Genomic DNA, 18,179 nt, shown 5'->3' with positions numbered 1-18,179 from the left:
CTAAAATCCAACCGAATGAAATACAGGAACCTTTTTCTGGCGTTGTTGCTATGCCAGTCTGTAATGATTATTCCTGCTGCTTACAGCCAGGACAGTTCGCCATACACACAGGGTTATGAGGCGCCTGCCTTTACAGACGCTATGCGTTACCAGCGATTACAGGCATTATTCCCGGCAGTTGAATCGATGTACAGATCCTTTGCAGACAAGAATCATTTTCCAGGTTATACATTCGGTATCATGCTCGATGGCAAACTTGTTTTCAGCGGAGCGGGCGGTTATACAGATATAGATAAAAAGATACCGGCAACTACAAAATCGATGTTCAGGATCGCATCCATGTCGAAAAGCTTTACCGCCATGGCCATTCTTCACCTGCGCGATGCGGGCAAGCTCGATCTTGATGATCCCGTATGGAAATATATTCCCGAAGTAAAAGGTTTGAAGCTGACCGCTGATGCACCTGAGATCACCATCAGGCATCTGCTCACACATTCGGCCGGTTTCCCGGAAGACAATCCCTGGGGCGACCGCCAGCTTGCTGCCACTGAAAAAGACCTGACAGACCTGATCCGCCGCGGCGTTAACCTTTCAAACGCTGCCGGCCTTACTTATGAATACAGTAATCTCGGATTTACCATGCTGGGTGTGATCATCAGGAAAGCATCAGGTATTGGTTACGGCGAATACATCAGGAAAAATATCTGGGAGCCATTGGGAATGAACCAGGCCGAATGGGAATTCGATCGCGTTCCGGCCGCGCAGCTGGCACACGGCTACCGCTGGATCGATAATGCCTGGAAAGAAGAACCTCTGTTGCATGATGGCATTTATGGTGCCATGGGCGGAATGATCACATCGCTTGAATCTTTCAGCAAATATGTGGCGTTGCACCAGGATGCCTGGCCGCCCAGGAGCGTTAATGATAACGGACCTGTCAGGAGAAGTTCGGTTCGTGAAATGCACCAGCCCTGGCGTTTTAATACCATCAGCCCCAATTATAAATATCCCGACGGACGCCTTTGTCCGCTTGCATCTGCTTATGGTTACGGGTTACGCTGGACAAGAGACTGCGAACAAAGAACCGTGGTAGGGCATTCCGGTGGTTTACCAGGCTTTGGCAGTAACTGGCAGATCGCAACGGATTATGGGATCGGTGTGATCTTTTTTGCGAATGTTACCTACGCATCAACAACAGGCATCAACCTCAGGGTACTCGATACACTGATCAGGACTGCAGGCTTGAGACCGGCGGCTCTGGAACCATCTGTTATACTCAAAGACAGGCAGGCGGCATTACTGAAGCTATTGCCCGACTGGAACAATGCAACGGCAAGCGGCCTGTTTGCAGAAAATTTCTTTAAGGACTACCAGCTTGAAAGCCTGAAAAAAGAATCGGCAGCGATATTCAAAAAAGCGGGGAGAACGGGTAAAGTGATTTCGTTCGTTGCAGAGAACCAGCTCCGGGGCAGTTTTGTTGTGGCCGGAGAATTTATGGATATCCGTATCAGCTTTACACTTACGCCCGAAAACCCTGCGCTGATACAGGAATACCATATTTACGAAGTTGCCAGATAAAATAAAGATCAGCTGCATCTGAAGTCATACGATACATTTGCAGACTTATACAAGAAGTGAGATGTCGTCTGAGAAAGTTGTATTGTTACTTACACCCGGAACCATACCGGATTTTAAACAGGTATTTGAGTCGCTGCATATAGAACGCACAACCAAGGGGATCAATTATGTAACGGAGAACCTGTCGGGTGCGGAGATCCGGAAATCATTTCCGCAACTTCCGAAAGAAGCACAGGAAGCATTGGAGCAATTCAGCAGGGCAAAAATGCTGGCTGCCAAGTCCGTCATAAAAGGAAACGGACAGGTTACCGGTGCCGTGCTTACGGAAACTTATGTATTTACTGCATTGATGCGTGTATTGCATAAGCAGTTCGACAAACTTAAACCGTTTACTTCATTACTGAAGCTATATCATAAGATCAGGAAAGAGGGCGAGGCTAATTTTAAAACGATGCCCGCAGCTTTCAGCCAGTTCAAACCGCAATTGTCTTTTGAAGTAACGGAAGAGAAGGGAAGTCCGGTATTGCTTTCGTACATACAGCTGAACGGCACATTATATCCCGCTGAAACATTTACACGAACAGCTTTCCTGCTGGAGAATAATAGTGAATATTTCCTGCTGGGCTTCAGGGATTACCAGACACTGGACTGGTTGTCGCATACAGACATGACTGCCTACCAGAACAATGTAGCAGGATTCTCACATGATATTTTATCAAGGCTCGACCAGGATTATACCGTCAAAAGAAAAACAGCGGTTTTGCAGCAGGTACTTGAAGTGTTACCACAAAACCGTGTATTGTTTACGGAATTGAATAATTCCTTCCTGATGCTGACCCCGCAGTGGGTCTATGAAGGATTTGTTGTTGATGGCGCCTGGACGGATACACATGAAGTGATGGCCAGCGGGGAAGCATGGCAGATCAAAAGAAATAAAACCGCGGAGACAGAATTCATTAAGCACCTGGAATCATTGCATGCTTCTTTCGCCAGGCAAAAGAACGGGTTCTTCTATCTTTCGTTTGCAGAAGCGCAGAAAAAGCAATGGTTCATGAAAGCCTATCACCAGTTGCTGGGATCGGATATAGAACTGGTTGGAATGGATCTGCTGCAGCATTTCAGGTATTCATCACACGCGGCAGAAACTGTTATCAATGTTGTGGAAACGGTGAACGGCAGAGCGAAACTGCAACTGAAAGTAAGTTTCGGAAAGGAGAAAGTGCCATTACATGAACTGCAGAAGATACTGATGGCCGGCCAGAGAGCTGTGATGCTGAAAGATGGTTCGCTGGGCATTTTGCCCGATGAATGGCTGGCACAATATGCCACGCTTATTAAGCATGGTAAGATCAGCAGCAGGCAGATAGAAGTGCCTGGATTTATGGCCATCAGCGAAAGACAGCATGCAGGTAATACCGTGCTTGAGCCGCTGATCAGGGAAGACTGGTGGACAAAATGGAAGCAATGGATGACCAGCGATACACCTGTTTATGCGCTTCCCGGTATTGTTCAGGCAGCACTGCGGCCATACCAGCAGAAGGGTTTCGAATGGCTGGCACTTTTATGTGAAGCAGGTGCAGGCGCTTGCCTAGCAGATGATATGGGACTTGGAAAAACCCTGCAGACGATCTGCTTTCTCGCCTGGTATTTGGAAAAGAATCCGGGTACAACCTGCCTGATCGTATGCCCGGCATCGCTCGTATATAACTGGCAGAGTGAATTACAGAAATTCACGCCGGTGCTTTCTGTTGCGGTATATCATGGGCAAACACGAGATATCAGCCAGATCCGCGAACAGCAGAATGATGTGATCATCACTACCTACGGTACATTGCGCTCAGACGAAAACCTGTTGCAGCAACAGTATGGTGTTTGTGTGGTGGATGAAAGTCATAATATCAAGAACCCCTCCGCACAGATCACACGTGCTGTAAATGCGGTAACGGCTGTGCACAGGGTTGCATTAAGTGGTACACCGGTGGTGAACAATACATTCGACCTCTATGCACAGTTGAATTTTGCATTGCCTGGCATGTTCGGCAGCAGGGAATTCTTCAAGAAGGAATATGCTGATCCGATCGATCATCGCCGCGATGAAGAAAAGATCAAAGCATTACAGAAGCTGACCAATCCATTTATTCTCCGGAGAACCAAAGAACAGGTAGCTGAAGATCTGCCGGAAAAAACGGAGACCATTCTCTGGTGCCGGATGGAGCAGCGGCAGCAGGATCTCTACAACGAATTCAGCAGCCAGGTCCGCAATGATCTCTTCCAGAACGTAAAAGAACAGGGACTGAATAAATCGAGGCTGGCTGTGTTACAGGCGATCACACGTTTGAGGCAGGTATGTAATTCACCATTATTGCTGAAAGAAGAAGACCGGATGGGTTGCCGCGATTCTGTTAAAACCAGCGTGCTCATGGAAGAGCTGACCAATATTGCAGGCAGACATAAAGCCCTTGTATTTTCACAATTCAGCAGTATGCTCGATCTGCTTGCGGAAGCATGTGATAAGCATGGATTGAAATATTACAAGTTCGACGGGCAGACGCCGCCTGCAAAACGCATGGAAATGGTGAATGCTTTTCAGCAGCCCGACGACCGGGTACCGGTATTCCTCATCAGTCTTAAAGCCGGTAACACAGGCCTTACGCTCACAGCGGCAGATTATGTTTTCCTGTTCGATCCCTGGTGGAATACAGCTGTTGAACAACAGGCCATCGACCGTACACACAGGATCGGTCAGCAGAAACAGGTATTTGCCTATAAAATGATCTGCCGCGATACGATTGAAGAAAAGATCATCCGTTTACAGGAACGTAAAAAGCAATTGTCGGATGACCTGGTGACTGCCGACGAAGGCTTTGTAAAAACACTTACCGAAGATGATCTCGCTTACCTGTTCAGCTGAGCGTAACAAAATCATTTACGTTCAACATAGTTTTGTTTGAACACGCGCACAAAATTCTCGCCGAGTATCTTACGAACATCTTTTTTGCTGTAGCCTCTTTCGAGCAGTGCCTTGGTGATCAGCGGATAGGACGTTACATCGTCCAGCTGTTGCGGTGCGGAACTGATGCCATCAAAATCAGAGCCCAGCCCAACATGATCAACACCGATCAGTTTCACGATATAATCGATATGATCGAGCAGCATGGAAAGCGGCGGCCTGATATCTTTCGCTTCATCGGCGTATTTTTCGGCGAGGTATTCTTCGGCAAAATTTTTATCAGGATTCAGTAGCATGATCGTATCCCTTTCAGCCTTATGCTTTGCATTAAAGGCCTTGATACGAGCATCATAAGCCGTATCTACAAAACCCGAGAAGAAGTTAAGGTGGATCACACCCCCGTTTTTACCGATCGCTTTGATCTGCTCATCGTTCAGGTTCCTGAAAACGGGAGCGATCTGGTGTACACAGCTATGCGAAGCGATCACTGGTTTGGTGCTGGTATTGATCGCATCCCAGAAGGTTTGTTCACCAACGTGAGAGAGATCTACGATCATCCCCAATTCATTCATACGTTTAACAACCTTTATCCCGAAATCGGAAAGCCCTTTCTTCGGGTTCTTGAAACTGTTCTTTGTTTCTTCCATGGCCGATGTAGCCCAGGAAGTGGAATTATTCCAGGTGAGCGTCATATAGCGTGCGCCTCTCGCAAACAGGCGGTCGAGATAAGAAAGATCATCTTCGATCATATGTCCGCCTTCCACGCCGATCATCGCGCCCAGCTTTTTTTGTTTCACGGCGAGCTGAAGTTCTTTCGGAGTTTTAACCAGCATCATTTCATTCGGATGTCTTGCGATATAGGCATTCAGTGTATCGATCTCCCTGTTCGCTCTTGCAAATGCCTTGTCTTTTCCGTAACTACCGTCGCACCAGATAGAAAATACCTGGATATCGATTCCGCCTTCGCTCATGCGTTTCAGATCGGAGTGGGTTCTGCCTTTGAGTGGCTCATCGAAACGAACATTTTTCTCGAGTGCCTGCGTGAGAAAATCATTATGCGTGTCTATCACGAGCGCGCTTTTATGAATGCTCTGGTAGCGTTGCGCGCAGAGACCTGTGGGAAGACAAAGCAGGAGAAATATTTTTTTCAGCATCGTAACAGGATTTTCTGGATAATGGATTTATAAAGCGGAAACGATCTTTTTAAGACTGGCTGTAATATCACCGAATTTTTCAGGTGCGTTATTGGTAAGGACAATAATAGTGCGGTCGAGGTCGATGAACCGGATGATCTCTGTTTTGTAACCGGGATTATCGCCATTGTGTTGTACCACTTTTCCCGCCACAGGGTTCCCTGCGATCACCCAGCCAAACCCGTAGTTCGAGATCTTGCCGTCGTTCAGTTTCATGGGCGTGAATGCCTGCTGCAGGGTTTCCTGCTTCACCAGCTTACGTGTGTATAAAGCACGGTCCCAGCGCAGCAGATCCTGTACGGTGGAACTGATCCTGCCCGGTCCTTTACGGTTGCCGAGCCAGATGGTATAATTGAATGCCGGGAAAGAATCCGCACTTACATAAGTTCCTTTTGCCGGCACATAGATATGTCCGTATGCAAGATTCGGCAACAATGCCTTTTCCGCAGCAGTACGGATGTCAGTAGATTTCATGCCCAGCTTTCTGAAAATCTTCTTTCTGCATTGCGTGATGAAATCTTCTTTACCTGCTTTTTCTGCAATGCTTGCGAGCAGTACATACCCCGTATTGCTGTATTGATATTTATCGCCGGGCTGGAAAAGAACCGGTGGTGCATAAGTGTTGAGGTAACTGATGATATCATCATTGCCTGCCACCTTTGATTTATCCCAATGCTGATCCATTACCTGCAAATAATCCGGAAGACCACTGGTATGTGTGAGCAGATGGCGGATCGTAATACCTTTATAAGGGAGGGTAAGGTATTTCTCAACCGGATCATCGAACTGCAATGCACCTTTTTCCTCCAGCATCATGATGATCATGGTGGTGAACTGTTTGGATACGGATGCGATCTCAAAAATATCTGTGGTCTGCAATGGCTGCTGCGTGGCAAAAGAACGATATCCGAACGCTTTCTCGTACCTGACTTTTCCTTTCTCTGCAATCAGCACCACACCGCTGAAACCGTTGTCGGCAGTCACGGATTGCATCAGCGAGTCCACAGCTTCATAGCCTTTTTTCTGGGCAGACGTTGCGAGCGAACAAACCAAAAGCAGGCTCAGTAAGTAAAACCGCATGTTATTTGTTTTTAAGGGTAATTCCGGCCCTTGTGCCATTATGCTTTGCTGCAACAACGGTTAATCTGCCGTTTACAAGCACATATTGAAAACCGGTTGAATATTGGTGAGGCTGATCGTAAGTAGACAGGTCCTGCACTTTCTGCTCGTCGAACACCACAATATCGGCTGCAAAACCTTCCCTGATCAGACCACGGTCTTTCAGCTGAAATTTCTGTGCCGGTAATGAAGTCATCCTGCGGATCGCTTCTTCCAGCGGGATCACTTTTTCTTCCCGTACATATTTGGCCAGCACTCTGGCATTGGTGCCATAACCACGCGGATGCGGGTTGCCCTGTTTATACACCCTGATACTGGCATCTGATGCAAACATGTTGAACGGATATTTCATGATGGCTTTTACATCTTCATCACCCATTCCATGAAATACCATGCCTGCGCCGCCCTGTTCCATCATTTCAATAATGGTTTCTGCTTCTGCCGCTGCCGTATGTTTTCTTCCTTTCAGCAGGTTTACCTGCTCTATGCTTTTGCCGTTATAGGTACTGTCTGCCCGGAACGATGCCACCACCGGGTAACTGAAATGACGCAGTTTTCTTTTCTTCAGTTTGGCCAGCATAAATGCGCTCACCTGTTTCCTGATAGCCGGGTTGGCAAGTCTTGCTTTGATGGAATCCTGACCGTCGGATAATACATGATCAGGAAGCAATGTGCTTAAAGATGTACTGCTGGCTGTATAAGGATACTGGTCGATCGTTACGTCCAGTCCTTCTTTTCTTGCATTGATGATCAGCGGAATCGTTTCTTTGCTTCTGCCCCAGTTCTGTTGTCCGCTGAGTTTGAAATGCGAGATTTCCACAGGCATTCTGGCCTCCCGGCCGATGTGCAGCGCTTCTTCAATGGCCTGCACTACGCTGTCGCCTTCATCGCGGATATGGCTGGCATAAACGCCGTTATAGCGTGAAGCTACGGCCGCAAGCCTTACCACTTCTTCTGTTTTTGAATAGGTCCCCGGGATATAGATCAGCCCCGTTGAAAAGCCAACAGCTCCGTCCTGCATGGCTTTGGCTACCAGTGCTTCCATTTTTTCCATTTCTGCTTCGGTAGGATTTCGGTTGGCGGTGCCCATTACAGCCTTTCTCACGTCGTTATGACCCACCAGCGATGCCACGTTCACTGATAAACGAAGGCTGTCGATCATGTTGAAATACCTGCCCAGGTCTACCCTGGAAGCACCGCAGTTGCCGGTAACCACAGTGGTAACGCCATCGTAAATAAAACTGGCGGCCTCCGGCGCTCTCTTTTCGTCGTCTTCGATATGCGTATGCACATCTATAAAACCCGGCGCTACGATCAGCCCGGTTGCATCGATGATCTTATCGGCTTTCCAGTTGCCCAGCTTGCCGGTGCGGATGATTTTGCCGTCTTTCACTGCGATATCACCATATACCCAGGAATTACCTGTGCCATCGATAATCTTACCGTTTTTAATGAGAATATCGGCCTGCTGGCCATTCGAAAAAAGAGAACCTGATACAAGGAACAGCAAAAGAAGAATCCGCATAACTGATTGATTGTGCTGAAAGATAATAAAACTTTAGCCTTTATACCCGTGAGGGTACACGGAACGGTAAAACATCGCGCTGTAAAGCCCGAATGAAACCCTTAATTTTGCAGTCCTAAAAACTGTAGCTATGCAGGATAAATTAGATGCCATCAAAGCCCGTTTCGAACAGGTGGGGGTGGCATTGACCAACCCGGAGATCATCAACGACCAGAAGCAATTCCAGGCATACAGCAAGGAATACCGCTCCCTGGAAAAGATCGTTGAGCCTTATAACCGTTATATTAAAATACTCGACGACTACGAATTTGCCAAAGAAAGCCTGGCGGGAAATGATGAGGATATGCGGGAACTGGCTAAAATGGAGATGCCGGCGCTGGAAGAGAAGAAAGAAATACTGGAGAAAGAGCTGACCAAGCTGCTGATACCCAAAGATCCGCAGGATGATAAAAACGCTATCCTCGAGATCCGGGCAGGTACCGGTGGCGATGAAGCGAGCCTTTTTGCCGGCGATCTGCTGGGCATGTATCTGCGTTATTGCTCCAAGAAAGGCTGGAAAACAAGCATTGTAAGTGAAAGCGAAGGCACAGTAGGCGGATATAAGGAAGTAGTTGTGGAAGTGACTGGAGAAGATGTATACGGTACGCTGAAATTTGAAAGTGGCGTACATCGTGTACAGCGTGTTCCCGATACGGAAACCCAGGGGCGTGTACATACCTCGGCAGCAACTGTTGCCGTAATGCCCGAAGCGGAGGAAGTGGATTTTGAACTGAAGGAAAGCGACGTGAAAATGGAAACCGCACGAAGCGGCGGAGCCGGTGGTCAGAACGTGAACAAGGTGGAAACGAAAGTATTCCTGACGCATATTCCTACAGGTGTGGTGGTGGTGTGCCAGACCGAACGTTCCCAGCTGGGTAACCGCGAAAAAGCAATGACCATGCTGCGGACCAAATTATATGAAGAGCAGGTGCGCAAACAGGAAGAAGAGATCGCAAGGCACAGGAAAACGCTGGTAAGTACCGGAGACCGCAGTGCCAAGATCAGAACGTATAACTGGCCGCAGGGAAGGGTTACCGATCACCGCATCGGGCTCACATCCTATAACCTGGATGCCGTAGTGGGAGGTGGTGAAATTGATGAGTTCATCGAAGCATTACAGGTAGCGGAGAATGCAGAGAAAATGCTGATCCAGTAAATAGTAGCAACAAAAATCAGAATAGCTGCATCCATCGGGTGCAGCTTTTTTTATGCGTGAACGGATAGGGAAGAAGCCGTTTTCATAAAAACAGGTTATATTTAATATTCATCGTAATGCATATGAAGAAAATCATCCTGCCCCTTTTCCTGGCGCTGGCCGCAGCAGGCTATGGCCAGAACACCAATATGTTCCTCATGGAAACCAATAAATTCTTCGAGGACGCAAACGGCCGGCCCCTGCTGAGAAAAACAGAAAATAAAGTGGAGGGAAGCCCTTATTTCAACGAGTCTTTTTGTCCGGGTAATGTAACGATGCTGCTGAACGGACGTACATACAAAGGCTTATCGCTGAAAGTGAATCTCGAAAGCAATGAATTGTTGTTCCAGAGTCCGCAGGGAGATCCGATGGTGGTAGTGCAACCGGTTAAAAGTTTTGAACTGCAGTGCGGGGAAGGCGGAAATGGTACTGCGAATGCACGCAAATTCGCTTCAGGCTTTCCGGCGCTTGAATGGCAGAATGAAAAAACCTTCTATGAAGTGCTGGATTCCGGTAAAGTAATGCTGCTGAAACATTACAGGGTCAGTTTCTCGGATGATAAAGCCTATGGTAGTCCGGAAACCATCCGCACTTATAAACGTAAAGCCCTTTATTATGCATGGTCGCCTTCAAAAGGCATACAACCACTTGCAAAAGAATCCGCACTCAGCGATTTCATGGCTGATAAAAAGAACCAGGTAGAGGCTTATATGAGTAAAGAGAAATTAAAGGGTAAAAAAGAAGAAGACCTGGTGAAACTGTTTGCGTTTTACAATGCGTTGTGAGGTGCGGGTTAATTGTTTTTAACCCTGTCTTCTGCTTCTTTTATTTTGAGTTCCCATTGCCAGGCAGTATGCATCATATCGCGCAGGTTAAACCTGATCTGCCAGCCGAGTTTTTCTACTGCAGCATTATTGTTGGCATAGATGGCTTCCACATCGCCGGGTCGGCGCGGACCGAGTTCGTAATTGAGTTTTATGCCGCTGACCTCTTCAAAAGTATGAATGGCTTCCAGAACCGTTACACCTGAACCCGTGCCCAGGTTAAAGATATCACAGGAACTTTGTTGTCTGCCGGCCATGAGATATTGAATAGCCAGCGTGTGCGCATGTGCGATATCGCAGACATGGATATAATCCCGTACGCAGCTGCCGTCCCTCGTGGTATAATCCGTACCATGCACTTTCATGCCCGGCAATTTGCCGATAGCGGTCTGTGTGATGGCCGGCACAAGGTTCTGGGGTTTTCCCACCGGCAATTCACCTAACAGCAGCGACGGGTGAGCGCCTACCGGATTGAAATACCTGAGCAGGATAGCGTTTGTGTGGTCATTGCGGGTAAAATCGCGAAGAATTTCTTCGCCCATTTGCTTGGTAGCGCCGTACGGTGATTCCGCTTTTTTAGTAGGCGTGGCTTCTGTAACAGGGATATGATCAGGTGTGCCGTAAACAGTGCAGGAAGAAGAGAATACAAAGTGCGGCACTTCAAATTCCTTTACACATTTGAGCAGGTTGATCAGAGAGAACATGTTATTCTCATAATACATCAGCGGCTGCTCTACGGATTCTCCAACAGCTTTGTAGGCAGCGAAGTGGATCACTCCGTCGAGGTCTGTATTTTCCTGGAAGACCGCACGGGTTTCATCGAAATTCTTCAGATCAACCTGATAGTTCTTGAACTTCTTACCGGTGATCTTTTCAATTCCGTTAATGGCATAGAGGGTAGAACGGGAGTTGTCATCGACAGAAATAACATCGAATCCGTTTTCAATAAGATCCGCGATGGTATGCGATCCGATATAACCGCAGCCGCCTGTTACAAGTATCTTGGCCATAACAAAGAATTATTACAGCAAGGTAACTTTATCCGGCAAAAGATCAGGCGAATATTTTCATGATATAAAAGAAAATAGCAGCCATGATCGCTGATACAGGAATGGTGAGTACCCAGGCCCATAACAGGTTAACGGTAACTCCCCAGCGAACGGCACTCAGCCTTTTGGTTGCACCTACGCCGATGATAGAACCGGTAATGGTATGTGTGGTACTTACCGGTATTTTGAAATGTTCTGTGAAGAATAAGGTGATGGCTCCCGCAGTTTCTGCAGCCACGCCTTCCAGCGGCGTTACTTTGGTGATACGCGTTCCCATCGTTTTAACGATTTTCCAGCCGCCACTCATGGTTCCGAGACCAATGGCAATAAAGCAGGAGAGCGGAACCCAGTCTGGAATAGATTTCAGGTCGGGAATATAATTGCTCGCTACCATGGCGGCACCGATCAGTCCCATTACTTTCTGGGCGTCATTACTGCCATGACCAAGACTGAACAATGCCGATGATACCAGCTGCAGCCTTTTGAACCATCTTTCCGCTTTGTAAGGATTGGCGCGCTTACATAGATTCACGATGATAATGGTTATGACAAAAGCCACGAACATACCAATGAGCGGAGCGAGTACAATGAAACCGATAATCGGCAATACTTTCTGCGCTACCACAACACCGAATGTCTGGTAATGCGCAACCGCCGCACCGATCATACCGCCGATCAGCGCGTGTGAAGAACTGGAAGGAATACCGAACCACCAGGTGATCAGGTTCCATACAATAGCTGAAAGCAACCCGGCAAGGATCACATATAAGGCCATGGTATCTCCTTTCTGCAGCACAACGCTTTTGGCAATGGTATCCGCAATACCAAATCCGCCAATGATGTATTTGGAAATAAAGAAAGCGCCGAAGTTGAAAAGTGCAGCCCAGACAACGGCCTGGAAGGGCGTTAATACTTTGGTGGAAACGATCGTTGCAATTGCGTTGGCAGCATCGTGAAAGCCGTTGATATAATCAAATACAAAAGCCAGCACAATAATAATGATCAATATGGTTAACATAAGCGGTAAGTGGAGTTTGTTAAGAACAGCCCGTCATTCATGCCGGTAAGGCTGTGATCCAGAATAGCCGGAACAAACCGGTTAAGCATATTTGATAATGATGGATTCGATAACATTGGCAGCGTCTTCGCATTTATCGGTAGCGATCTCCATTACCTGGTAGATCTCCCGCTTCTTGATCACTTCCTTGAAATCGTTCTCCTGCTGGAAGAGCATTTCAATGCTCATGTCGAACACATCATCTGCCTGGTTCTCAATGCTGTTTACTTTTACCATGGCTTCAGTCATCTCACGCAGGTTCTTCATGTCGCGAAGGCCCAGTACCGCTTTCTTGATCTCTACCGTTCCCTGCAGGATCAGGTCGGCCATTTTCTGGATGCCGGTATCCTTGGGGTTTACATTGTAAAAGCTGATTTTTTTAGCTGAAGCGAATATGTAATCCGCGATATCATCCAGAGATGACGCCAGGTAGTGGATGTCTTCCCTGTCGAACGGAGTGATGAAATTCCGCCCCAGTTCTGTGAAAATACGGTGGGTATTATCGTCGTTCTTATGTTCCAGGTCTTCAATCTGTGCTAACACGGCCGCTCTTTTGTTAACATCCGGCTCGTGAACCATCTCTTTGAGTTTCAGGCCCATTTCGTGACCTTTTTCTGCAACGTCTTCAAATAATTCATAGAAGACTTTATTCTTTGGCATAAACATGCGCCCGAAAGTATTAAGACCCATAACGATAAAAATTTACGCAAAAATAGGCTTAACCTATTCATGCCGAGGGTGATGCAAAAAGTTAATGATTAGGTAACATTGAGCTTTTCCGCTTTTTTCGTATTGAATGTTAATATACAAATATTTTACCGATAACACCGGGATAATGGTGCTTACCATATATCTAGCCTACAGTTAATCCCGCCTTGCATCAAGTGTAAACCCGATGGTGGTTCCCACATCCACCTTGCTGCGTACATGCATGGTCTGGCCATGGGCCTCAATAATGTGTTTGCAGATGGCCAGTCCAAGCCCTGTTCCGCCGCCGTCACGACTGCGCCCCCGGTCCGTTCTGTAAAATCTTTCGAAGATCCGGGGCAGGTGCTCTTCGGCGATTCCGATGCCGTCATCACTGAATTCTATCAGTACATGCTCGCCGTCGGTCTTGTAAATGCTGGCTACGATGCTGCCGTCCTGTTTGCCGTACTTGGCTGCGTTTTCGAGCAGGTTATTGATCACCTGCCTTATTTTTTCCTTATCGGCAAACACTGCAATCGGGTATTCACAGCCTTTTTTGATGGAACATCTGATATTACGTGCCGAAGTCTTGATGGAAAGCGTCTCATACACTTCCTTAATCAGCTCCTGTATGATGAAGTTCTGTTTGTACAAAGGCTGTTCGCCGCTTTCCAGCCGGGAGATCTCGTCGAGGTCTTCCGCCAGGTTTACCATCCGCACCACATTACGCGATGCATTTTCCAGGAAGCGTTTGGCCAGTTCGGGATTTTCCATGGCGCCATCCAGCAGCGAATCGATATAACCCTGTATGGCAAAAATGGGCGTTTTGAACTCATGTGCCAGGTTCTGCAGGAATTCCTTGCGGTAGGCCTCGTTCTTTTTCAGCGATTCTATCTCTGCGCTTCGCTGTTCTGCCCATTTCTCCACATCGGCCCGTACTTCATCGATTCCTTTCTGCGGCAGAATATACTTATAATAGGTCTCTTCCCTTTTAGACGCTTTCGTCTGGTAGATGAATTTATAGATCAGCTTTATTTTCCGGTAAATAAAAGATTCCAGTACAAAGCGGATCATCAGGTAGCTGCCGATGAACGTAACAATAAAAGATACCAGCGCAATGACCCATGACGGACGCAGCACCCAGATCCCGATCGAGATCGGCACCGATAAGATCAGCGCTGTAAATGCCGAAAGCTGCTGCGGAGATAGATTTTTTGTTTTGAACATGCCGGAGGCGGTTGATGCTGGGTCAAGATAAGCTAAAATGACCCGTTACAGCTCAAATTTATAGCCAACACCCTTTACGGTAGTAATACAGTCAACACCCAGTTTCTGTCTTACTTTACGGATGTGCACGTCGATGGTCCGGTCGCCCACGATCACATCATTGCCCCAGATCTGGGAAAGGATCTCGTTGCGCAGGAATACCCTGCCTGGACGCGATGCCAGCAGATGGATCAGTTCAAATTCCTTTTTGGCCAGTACCACTTCATGATTGTCGATCGTTACCAGGAATTTAACAGGATCGATGTCGATATTGCCTATGCGGATATTTTTGCCGTTTTCCTTGTTGTTCAGACGCCTGAACAATGCATTCACGCGGCTTACCAGCACTTTCGGACTTACCGGCTTGCTTACATAATCATCGGCACCGGTCTCCAGGCCTTTGATCTGCGAACCTTCGTCATTCAGTGCTGTAAGGAAAATGATGAGTGTGTCCTGGAAAAGCGGCTGGGTACGCAGGATCTCGCATACTTCCACCCCGGTCTTTTTCGGCATCATAATGTCCAGGATAATCAGGTCTGGATGTAGCTGGCGTGCCCTTTCAAGCGCTTCATTGCCGTCTTTTGCCGTATAAACCTCGTATCCTTCCTTACTCAGGTTATAACTGATGATCTCAAGGATATCCTGCTCGTCGTCTGCTATCAATATCTGCTTCGGCTTGCCTTCCATGTTAACACTAAATTTACACAAAATTAATTTTTAACCGGGGGAATATGCGGGTTTACGCTCATTATGTTATTGTTAACAAGCTAAAACCGGCCTGTTTGCGGGTATAACGGTTAATATCCTGATTGGCAGTATTTTTGCAGAAGGATATGAAAATGAAGAAATTTTACTTTTTAGCATGCTGTCTGTTACTGGTAAACCTGCTTCCTGCCCAGAAAGAAGTGACCATGCCGGCTATCCCGGCCATGCGGCAATTGCATCATGACAATATCCTGGCTTCCATGCAAACCATCGCCAGGCTGCACAGTCGTAAGGATACCATCCTCCCCATCACCGAAGACCCCAGGCTGAATGCGGCCATTAACCGCTCTGTCAGGATCTCCGTAAACAATATGCGTGCAGAGATCGAACTGAATGAATCGCTCGATGTTAATGCCAAATACAAATGGTTGCGCGGTGTGAATGAAATGCTGCAGGGATTTATCTCCCAATACCGGGCAAAGATCGTTAAAAGCGTTACGTTGCCTGCATTGGTAAAAGCCTACAGCGATGCCATGAAACTGGACATACAGGGCAAGTCGATCGCAACGGTAGTATCCGATTATGAACTGGAAGTGGGGAATATACTGCTCGACAATTTTGCCTTTAAAGACAACGTAGGCATGCGTGATGCGAAAGAAATGCTGGTACTTAAAACCTGCCAGCGAGATCCGGGTAATATCCTGCGAGTGCTGAGCAAATATCCCGAGATATCTTTTGCCGACAGCCTGATCGTCAGTGCTGCTTTCCACGATCAGGAGGAGTTTTACAATTACGCCGCAGCACCGGATGCGCTCGGAAAACGCATCCGCGCTGTTGATAATCCGCTCGTTAAAATGATCAGCCAGCTGGCCATGAATAAAACGGGCCGGATGTATTTTCCTTTCCTCGACGATCTTTATCGCGGAAAGATCACCATGGACTCGATCCGCCCTTATGTGCTGAACGATTCTTCCGATGGTTATTACAAACTCCTGGTGAAAACCCGTATTGGTTACGCTGAACGCATCAGGCAGGGCGATACGCCGATGGTGGCAGATGTACTTACTGAAAAATTAAGATTCAAGGCAGTTGAAAGATATATTACGGAGATCAATGCGCTGCACGATGTGGCGAATGAAAATATCCGTTTCAAAAGACTCGACCCGCTCAATTCCCAGGAATTGTATTACCTGGCAGTATTGGGCGAAGAAGAGATCTATACCTCCAGCTTTGTATCCGGTGTGTATCCGCGCATTTTTAAAAGGATGAAGCATCCCGGATCAGATACTTTGCTGCAGCTGGTGCACTATGATTTTTACAAGAAGTTCATCAAAATGTCGGCAGCTTACAACACGCTCGATGATTTCCTGAAACGAATGAACAAGGAAAGATCGGACAAGCTGATGCAACAGTTCGTGGACGGACTTGAGAGAACCAAAACCCTTGAAGATGCCGTGGATGTGGCCGATTCCTATGCCAGCATTTATAATAAACAGACACGTAAACTGATCCTGAATGAAGTGCAGAAAAATCTCCAGTCTTCACAGCAGGAAGGCAACAAGCGCGGCGAAGTGATCTATCATCTGCTCAATACCATTTTCCTTTCGATGGATTCGGTCAATCATATCGATGTGTCGGCCACGCTTGGAATAGACCCGGTTTATTACATGCCGGCATCACTGCTTAAAGACGACAAGGGCAGGATCATCATGCAGCAATTCTCATATGGCGATAAAGATGCCAAAAACTATTTCAGTGCTTTCATGGCCAGGTTCAGCAATGCCAACTGGCGCATTACCCGCACGCCGAACTGGGTAGAGATCAATTCTGTAAAAGGGACGCCGGTCACTATTTATGCCAACCTGCCGCTTGATGAAAAAGAAGAACTGGATACAAAAGCCCAGGACAGCCTGATCAGTTATATGTACGAAAGGGAGATCGAACCAACGGTTGTGATACACCGCGGCCACAGCTATTACTTACAGGAAACGATCGACCGCCTTCCGTCAAGCGCCAAAGTAGTACTGCTTGGAAGTTGCGGCGGCTACCAGAAACTGAATGATGTGCTTAAGATCTGTCCGCGTGCTCAGATCATTTCTTCCAAGCAAACAGGTACGGGCAGCGTGAACCAGGGACTGATCGATGCCATCAGCGACCGGTTAAGGCTGGGCAAGGATCTGAACTGGGATGAACTCTGGCGCGGCCTCAAAGCAAGATTCAGCGGCAGTGGCATGAAAGAAAAGTTCGACGACTATATTCCGCCGCATAAAAACCTGGGTGCCATTTTCATCATGGCTTACACCAAGGCCATGAAAAGCTCAGGTACCGAGTAAGAACGGGTTATTCCTTTTTTCATAGCCGATGGTAGTGCTGCGGCCATGACCGGGGTATACGACCGTATTGTCCGGCAGCGTGAACAACTGTTCACGGATACTACGCAGCAACGTTTCATGATCGCCCAGCGGCAGATCGGTGCGGCCGATGCTTTCGTAAAAGAGTACATCGCCACCGATCACAAATCCCTGTTCTTCAGAATAAAAGCAAATGCTGCCGGGAGAATGACCGGGCGTGAAAAGCACTTTCAGCGTACTGTTCCCAAGGGTAACGGTATCGCCGGCTTCCAGGAAATGGAGCGGACCTTCATAATTGTCGAACGGCAGCGACCACCGGATACCGGCGGTAGGGGCATAAGCCAGCACCTGCTCCTCTTCCGGATGTAAATAAAGCTCAAGTCCATATTGTTCGTGCACCCATTTGTTACCAAAAACATGGTCCAGGTGGCAGTGCGTATTCAGGAGTTGAACGGGGCTAAGCCCGTTCCGGGTAATGAAATTTTTTAACGTTTCATGTTCAACGCCGAAGTAACATCCGGGGTCAATTATAATAGCTTTGCCCTGATCGTCATAAAGCAGGTAAGTATTTTCCTGTATCGGACTGAATTCAAAAGACTTTATCGACAACATAAACGTTTTTTTGACGGGGTTTTGGTGGT

At 47.4% G+C, this 18,179-nt stretch carries 14 protein-coding genes; 5 read left to right on the top strand and 9 right to left on the bottom strand.

Annotation, left to right across the window (positions count from 1 at the left end; translation table 11 throughout):
* Positions 1-15: 15 nt before the first annotated feature.
* Both B5D42_RS09590 and B5D42_RS09585 read left to right on the top strand, forming a co-directional pair.
* The gene (locus B5D42_RS09590; RefSeq protein ID WP_078831257.1) at positions 16-1,578 is read left to right on the top strand and encodes a serine hydrolase domain-containing protein; all 1,563 of its coding nucleotides are present in this window, start codon (positions 16-18) and stop codon (positions 1,576-1,578) included.
* A gap of 61 nt (positions 1,579-1,639) precedes the next feature.
* Complete coding sequence (locus tag B5D42_RS09585) at positions 1,640-4,489, top strand: DEAD/DEAH box helicase (protein WP_078831256.1); 2,850 nt, start codon at positions 1,640-1,642, stop codon at positions 4,487-4,489.
* An 11-nt stretch (positions 4,490-4,500) separates the two neighbouring features.
* Here the strand turns inward: B5D42_RS09585 and B5D42_RS09580 are convergent, their stop codons facing one another.
* From B5D42_RS09580 to B5D42_RS09570, 3 genes are read right to left on the bottom strand one after another with little or no spacing between them, the layout of a single operon-like run.
* A complete protein-coding gene (locus B5D42_RS09580; protein ID WP_078831255.1) occupies positions 4,501-5,682 on the bottom strand; it encodes a dipeptidase in 1,182 nt (393 codons plus the stop codon).
* Positions 5,683-5,709: 27 nt separating this feature from the next.
* Positions 5,710-6,801 (bottom strand): serine hydrolase domain-containing protein, encoded by a 1,092-nt coding sequence (locus tag B5D42_RS09575; RefSeq protein WP_139367081.1) that lies wholly within the window; start codon positions 6,799-6,801, stop codon positions 5,710-5,712.
* A gap of 1 nt (position 6,802) precedes the next feature.
* The gene (locus B5D42_RS09570; protein WP_078831253.1) at positions 6,803-8,365 is read right to left on the bottom strand and encodes an N-acyl-D-amino-acid deacylase family protein; all 1,563 of its coding nucleotides are present in this window, start codon (positions 8,363-8,365) and stop codon (positions 6,803-6,805) included.
* Positions 8,366-8,495: 130 nt separating this feature from the next.
* Between B5D42_RS09570 and prfA the strand changes: the two genes are divergently transcribed.
* Positions 8,496-9,560, top strand: a complete 1,065-nt coding sequence (prfA, locus tag B5D42_RS09565; protein WP_078831252.1) for a peptide chain release factor 1 — start codon at positions 8,496-8,498, stop codon at positions 9,558-9,560.
* 122 nt (positions 9,561-9,682) lie between these two features.
* Complete coding sequence (locus B5D42_RS09560; RefSeq protein WP_139367080.1) at positions 9,683-10,384, top strand: hypothetical protein; 702 nt, start codon at positions 9,683-9,685, stop codon at positions 10,382-10,384.
* Positions 10,385-10,392: 8 nt separating this feature from the next.
* Here the strand turns inward: B5D42_RS09560 and galE are convergent, their stop codons facing one another.
* The 5 genes from galE to B5D42_RS09535 form a co-directional block, all read right to left on the bottom strand.
* Positions 10,393-11,433, bottom strand: coding sequence for a UDP-glucose 4-epimerase GalE (gene galE, locus B5D42_RS09555; protein ID WP_078831250.1), 1,041 nt, complete (start codon positions 11,431-11,433; stop codon positions 10,393-10,395).
* Between the two features lie 43 nt (positions 11,434-11,476).
* On the bottom strand, positions 11,477-12,490 hold the full coding sequence (locus tag B5D42_RS09550) for an inorganic phosphate transporter (RefSeq protein WP_078831249.1): 1,014 nt from the start codon (positions 12,488-12,490) through the stop codon (positions 11,477-11,479).
* 81 nt (positions 12,491-12,571) lie between these two features.
* The gene (locus B5D42_RS09545; protein ID WP_078831248.1) at positions 12,572-13,219 is read right to left on the bottom strand and encodes a DUF47 domain-containing protein; all 648 of its coding nucleotides are present in this window, start codon (positions 13,217-13,219) and stop codon (positions 12,572-12,574) included.
* A 174-nt stretch (positions 13,220-13,393) separates the two neighbouring features.
* Positions 13,394-14,443, bottom strand: coding sequence for a sensor histidine kinase (locus B5D42_RS09540; RefSeq protein ID WP_078831247.1), 1,050 nt, complete (start codon positions 14,441-14,443; stop codon positions 13,394-13,396).
* Between the two features lie 45 nt (positions 14,444-14,488).
* A complete protein-coding gene (locus B5D42_RS09535) occupies positions 14,489-15,169 on the bottom strand; it encodes a response regulator transcription factor (protein ID WP_078831246.1) in 681 nt (226 codons plus the stop codon).
* 146 nt (positions 15,170-15,315) lie between these two features.
* Between B5D42_RS09535 and B5D42_RS09530 the strand changes: the two genes are divergently transcribed.
* Entirely contained in the window at positions 15,316-17,520 is a 2,205-nt protein-coding gene (locus B5D42_RS09530) for a hypothetical protein (RefSeq protein ID WP_176112960.1), read from the top strand.
* On the opposite strand, the gene B5D42_RS09525 is transcribed toward B5D42_RS09530, so the two are convergent.
* Positions 17,506-18,150, bottom strand: coding sequence for an MBL fold metallo-hydrolase (locus tag B5D42_RS09525; RefSeq protein WP_078831244.1), 645 nt, complete (start codon positions 18,148-18,150; stop codon positions 17,506-17,508). The genes B5D42_RS09530 and B5D42_RS09525 overlap by 15 nt on opposite strands.
* Positions 18,151-18,179 lie beyond the last annotated feature (29 nt).

The organism is Sediminibacterium ginsengisoli (assembly GCF_900167075.1).
In the GTDB taxonomy this organism is placed as follows: domain Bacteria; phylum Bacteroidota; class Bacteroidia; order Chitinophagales; family Chitinophagaceae; genus Sediminibacterium; species Sediminibacterium ginsengisoli.
The sequence above is the reverse complement of the archived record's forward strand: the minus strand, read 5'-3'. Positions and strand labels throughout refer to the sequence as shown.

Excerpts from the sequence above, each read along its gene's own strand:
- B5D42_RS09590 (WP_078831257.1), top strand. The coding sequence starts at position 16 with ATGAAATACAGGAACCTTTTTCTGGCGTTGTTGCTATGCCAGTCTGTA.
- B5D42_RS09585 (WP_078831256.1), top strand. The coding sequence starts at position 1,640 with ATGTCGTCTGAGAAAGTTGTATTGTTACTTACACCCGGAACCATACCG.
- B5D42_RS09580 (WP_078831255.1), bottom strand. The coding sequence starts at position 5,682 with ATGCTGAAAAAAATATTTCTCCTGCTTTGTCTTCCCACAGGTCTCTGC.
- B5D42_RS09575 (WP_139367081.1), bottom strand. The coding sequence starts at position 6,801 with ATGCGGTTTTACTTACTGAGCCTGCTTTTGGTTTGTTCGCTCGCAACG.
- B5D42_RS09570 (WP_078831253.1), bottom strand. The coding sequence starts at position 8,365 with ATGCGGATTCTTCTTTTGCTGTTCCTTGTATCAGGTTCTCTTTTTTCG.
- prfA (WP_078831252.1), top strand. The coding sequence starts at position 8,496 with ATGCAGGATAAATTAGATGCCATCAAAGCCCGTTTCGAACAGGTGGGG.
- B5D42_RS09560 (WP_139367080.1), top strand. The coding sequence starts at position 9,683 with ATGAAGAAAATCATCCTGCCCCTTTTCCTGGCGCTGGCCGCAGCAGGC.
- galE (WP_078831250.1), bottom strand. The coding sequence starts at position 11,433 with ATGGCCAAGATACTTGTAACAGGCGGCTGCGGTTATATCGGATCGCAT.
- B5D42_RS09550 (WP_078831249.1), bottom strand. The coding sequence starts at position 12,490 with ATGTTAACCATATTGATCATTATTATTGTGCTGGCTTTTGTATTTGAT.
- B5D42_RS09545 (WP_078831248.1), bottom strand. The coding sequence starts at position 13,219 with ATGGGTCTTAATACTTTCGGGCGCATGTTTATGCCAAAGAATAAAGTC.
- B5D42_RS09540 (WP_078831247.1), bottom strand. The coding sequence starts at position 14,443 with ATGTTCAAAACAAAAAATCTATCTCCGCAGCAGCTTTCGGCATTTACA.
- B5D42_RS09535 (WP_078831246.1), bottom strand. The coding sequence starts at position 15,169 with ATGGAAGGCAAGCCGAAGCAGATATTGATAGCAGACGACGAGCAGGAT.
- B5D42_RS09530 (WP_176112960.1), top strand. The coding sequence starts at position 15,316 with ATGAAAATGAAGAAATTTTACTTTTTAGCATGCTGTCTGTTACTGGTA.
- B5D42_RS09525 (WP_078831244.1), bottom strand. The coding sequence starts at position 18,150 with ATGTTGTCGATAAAGTCTTTTGAATTCAGTCCGATACAGGAAAATACT.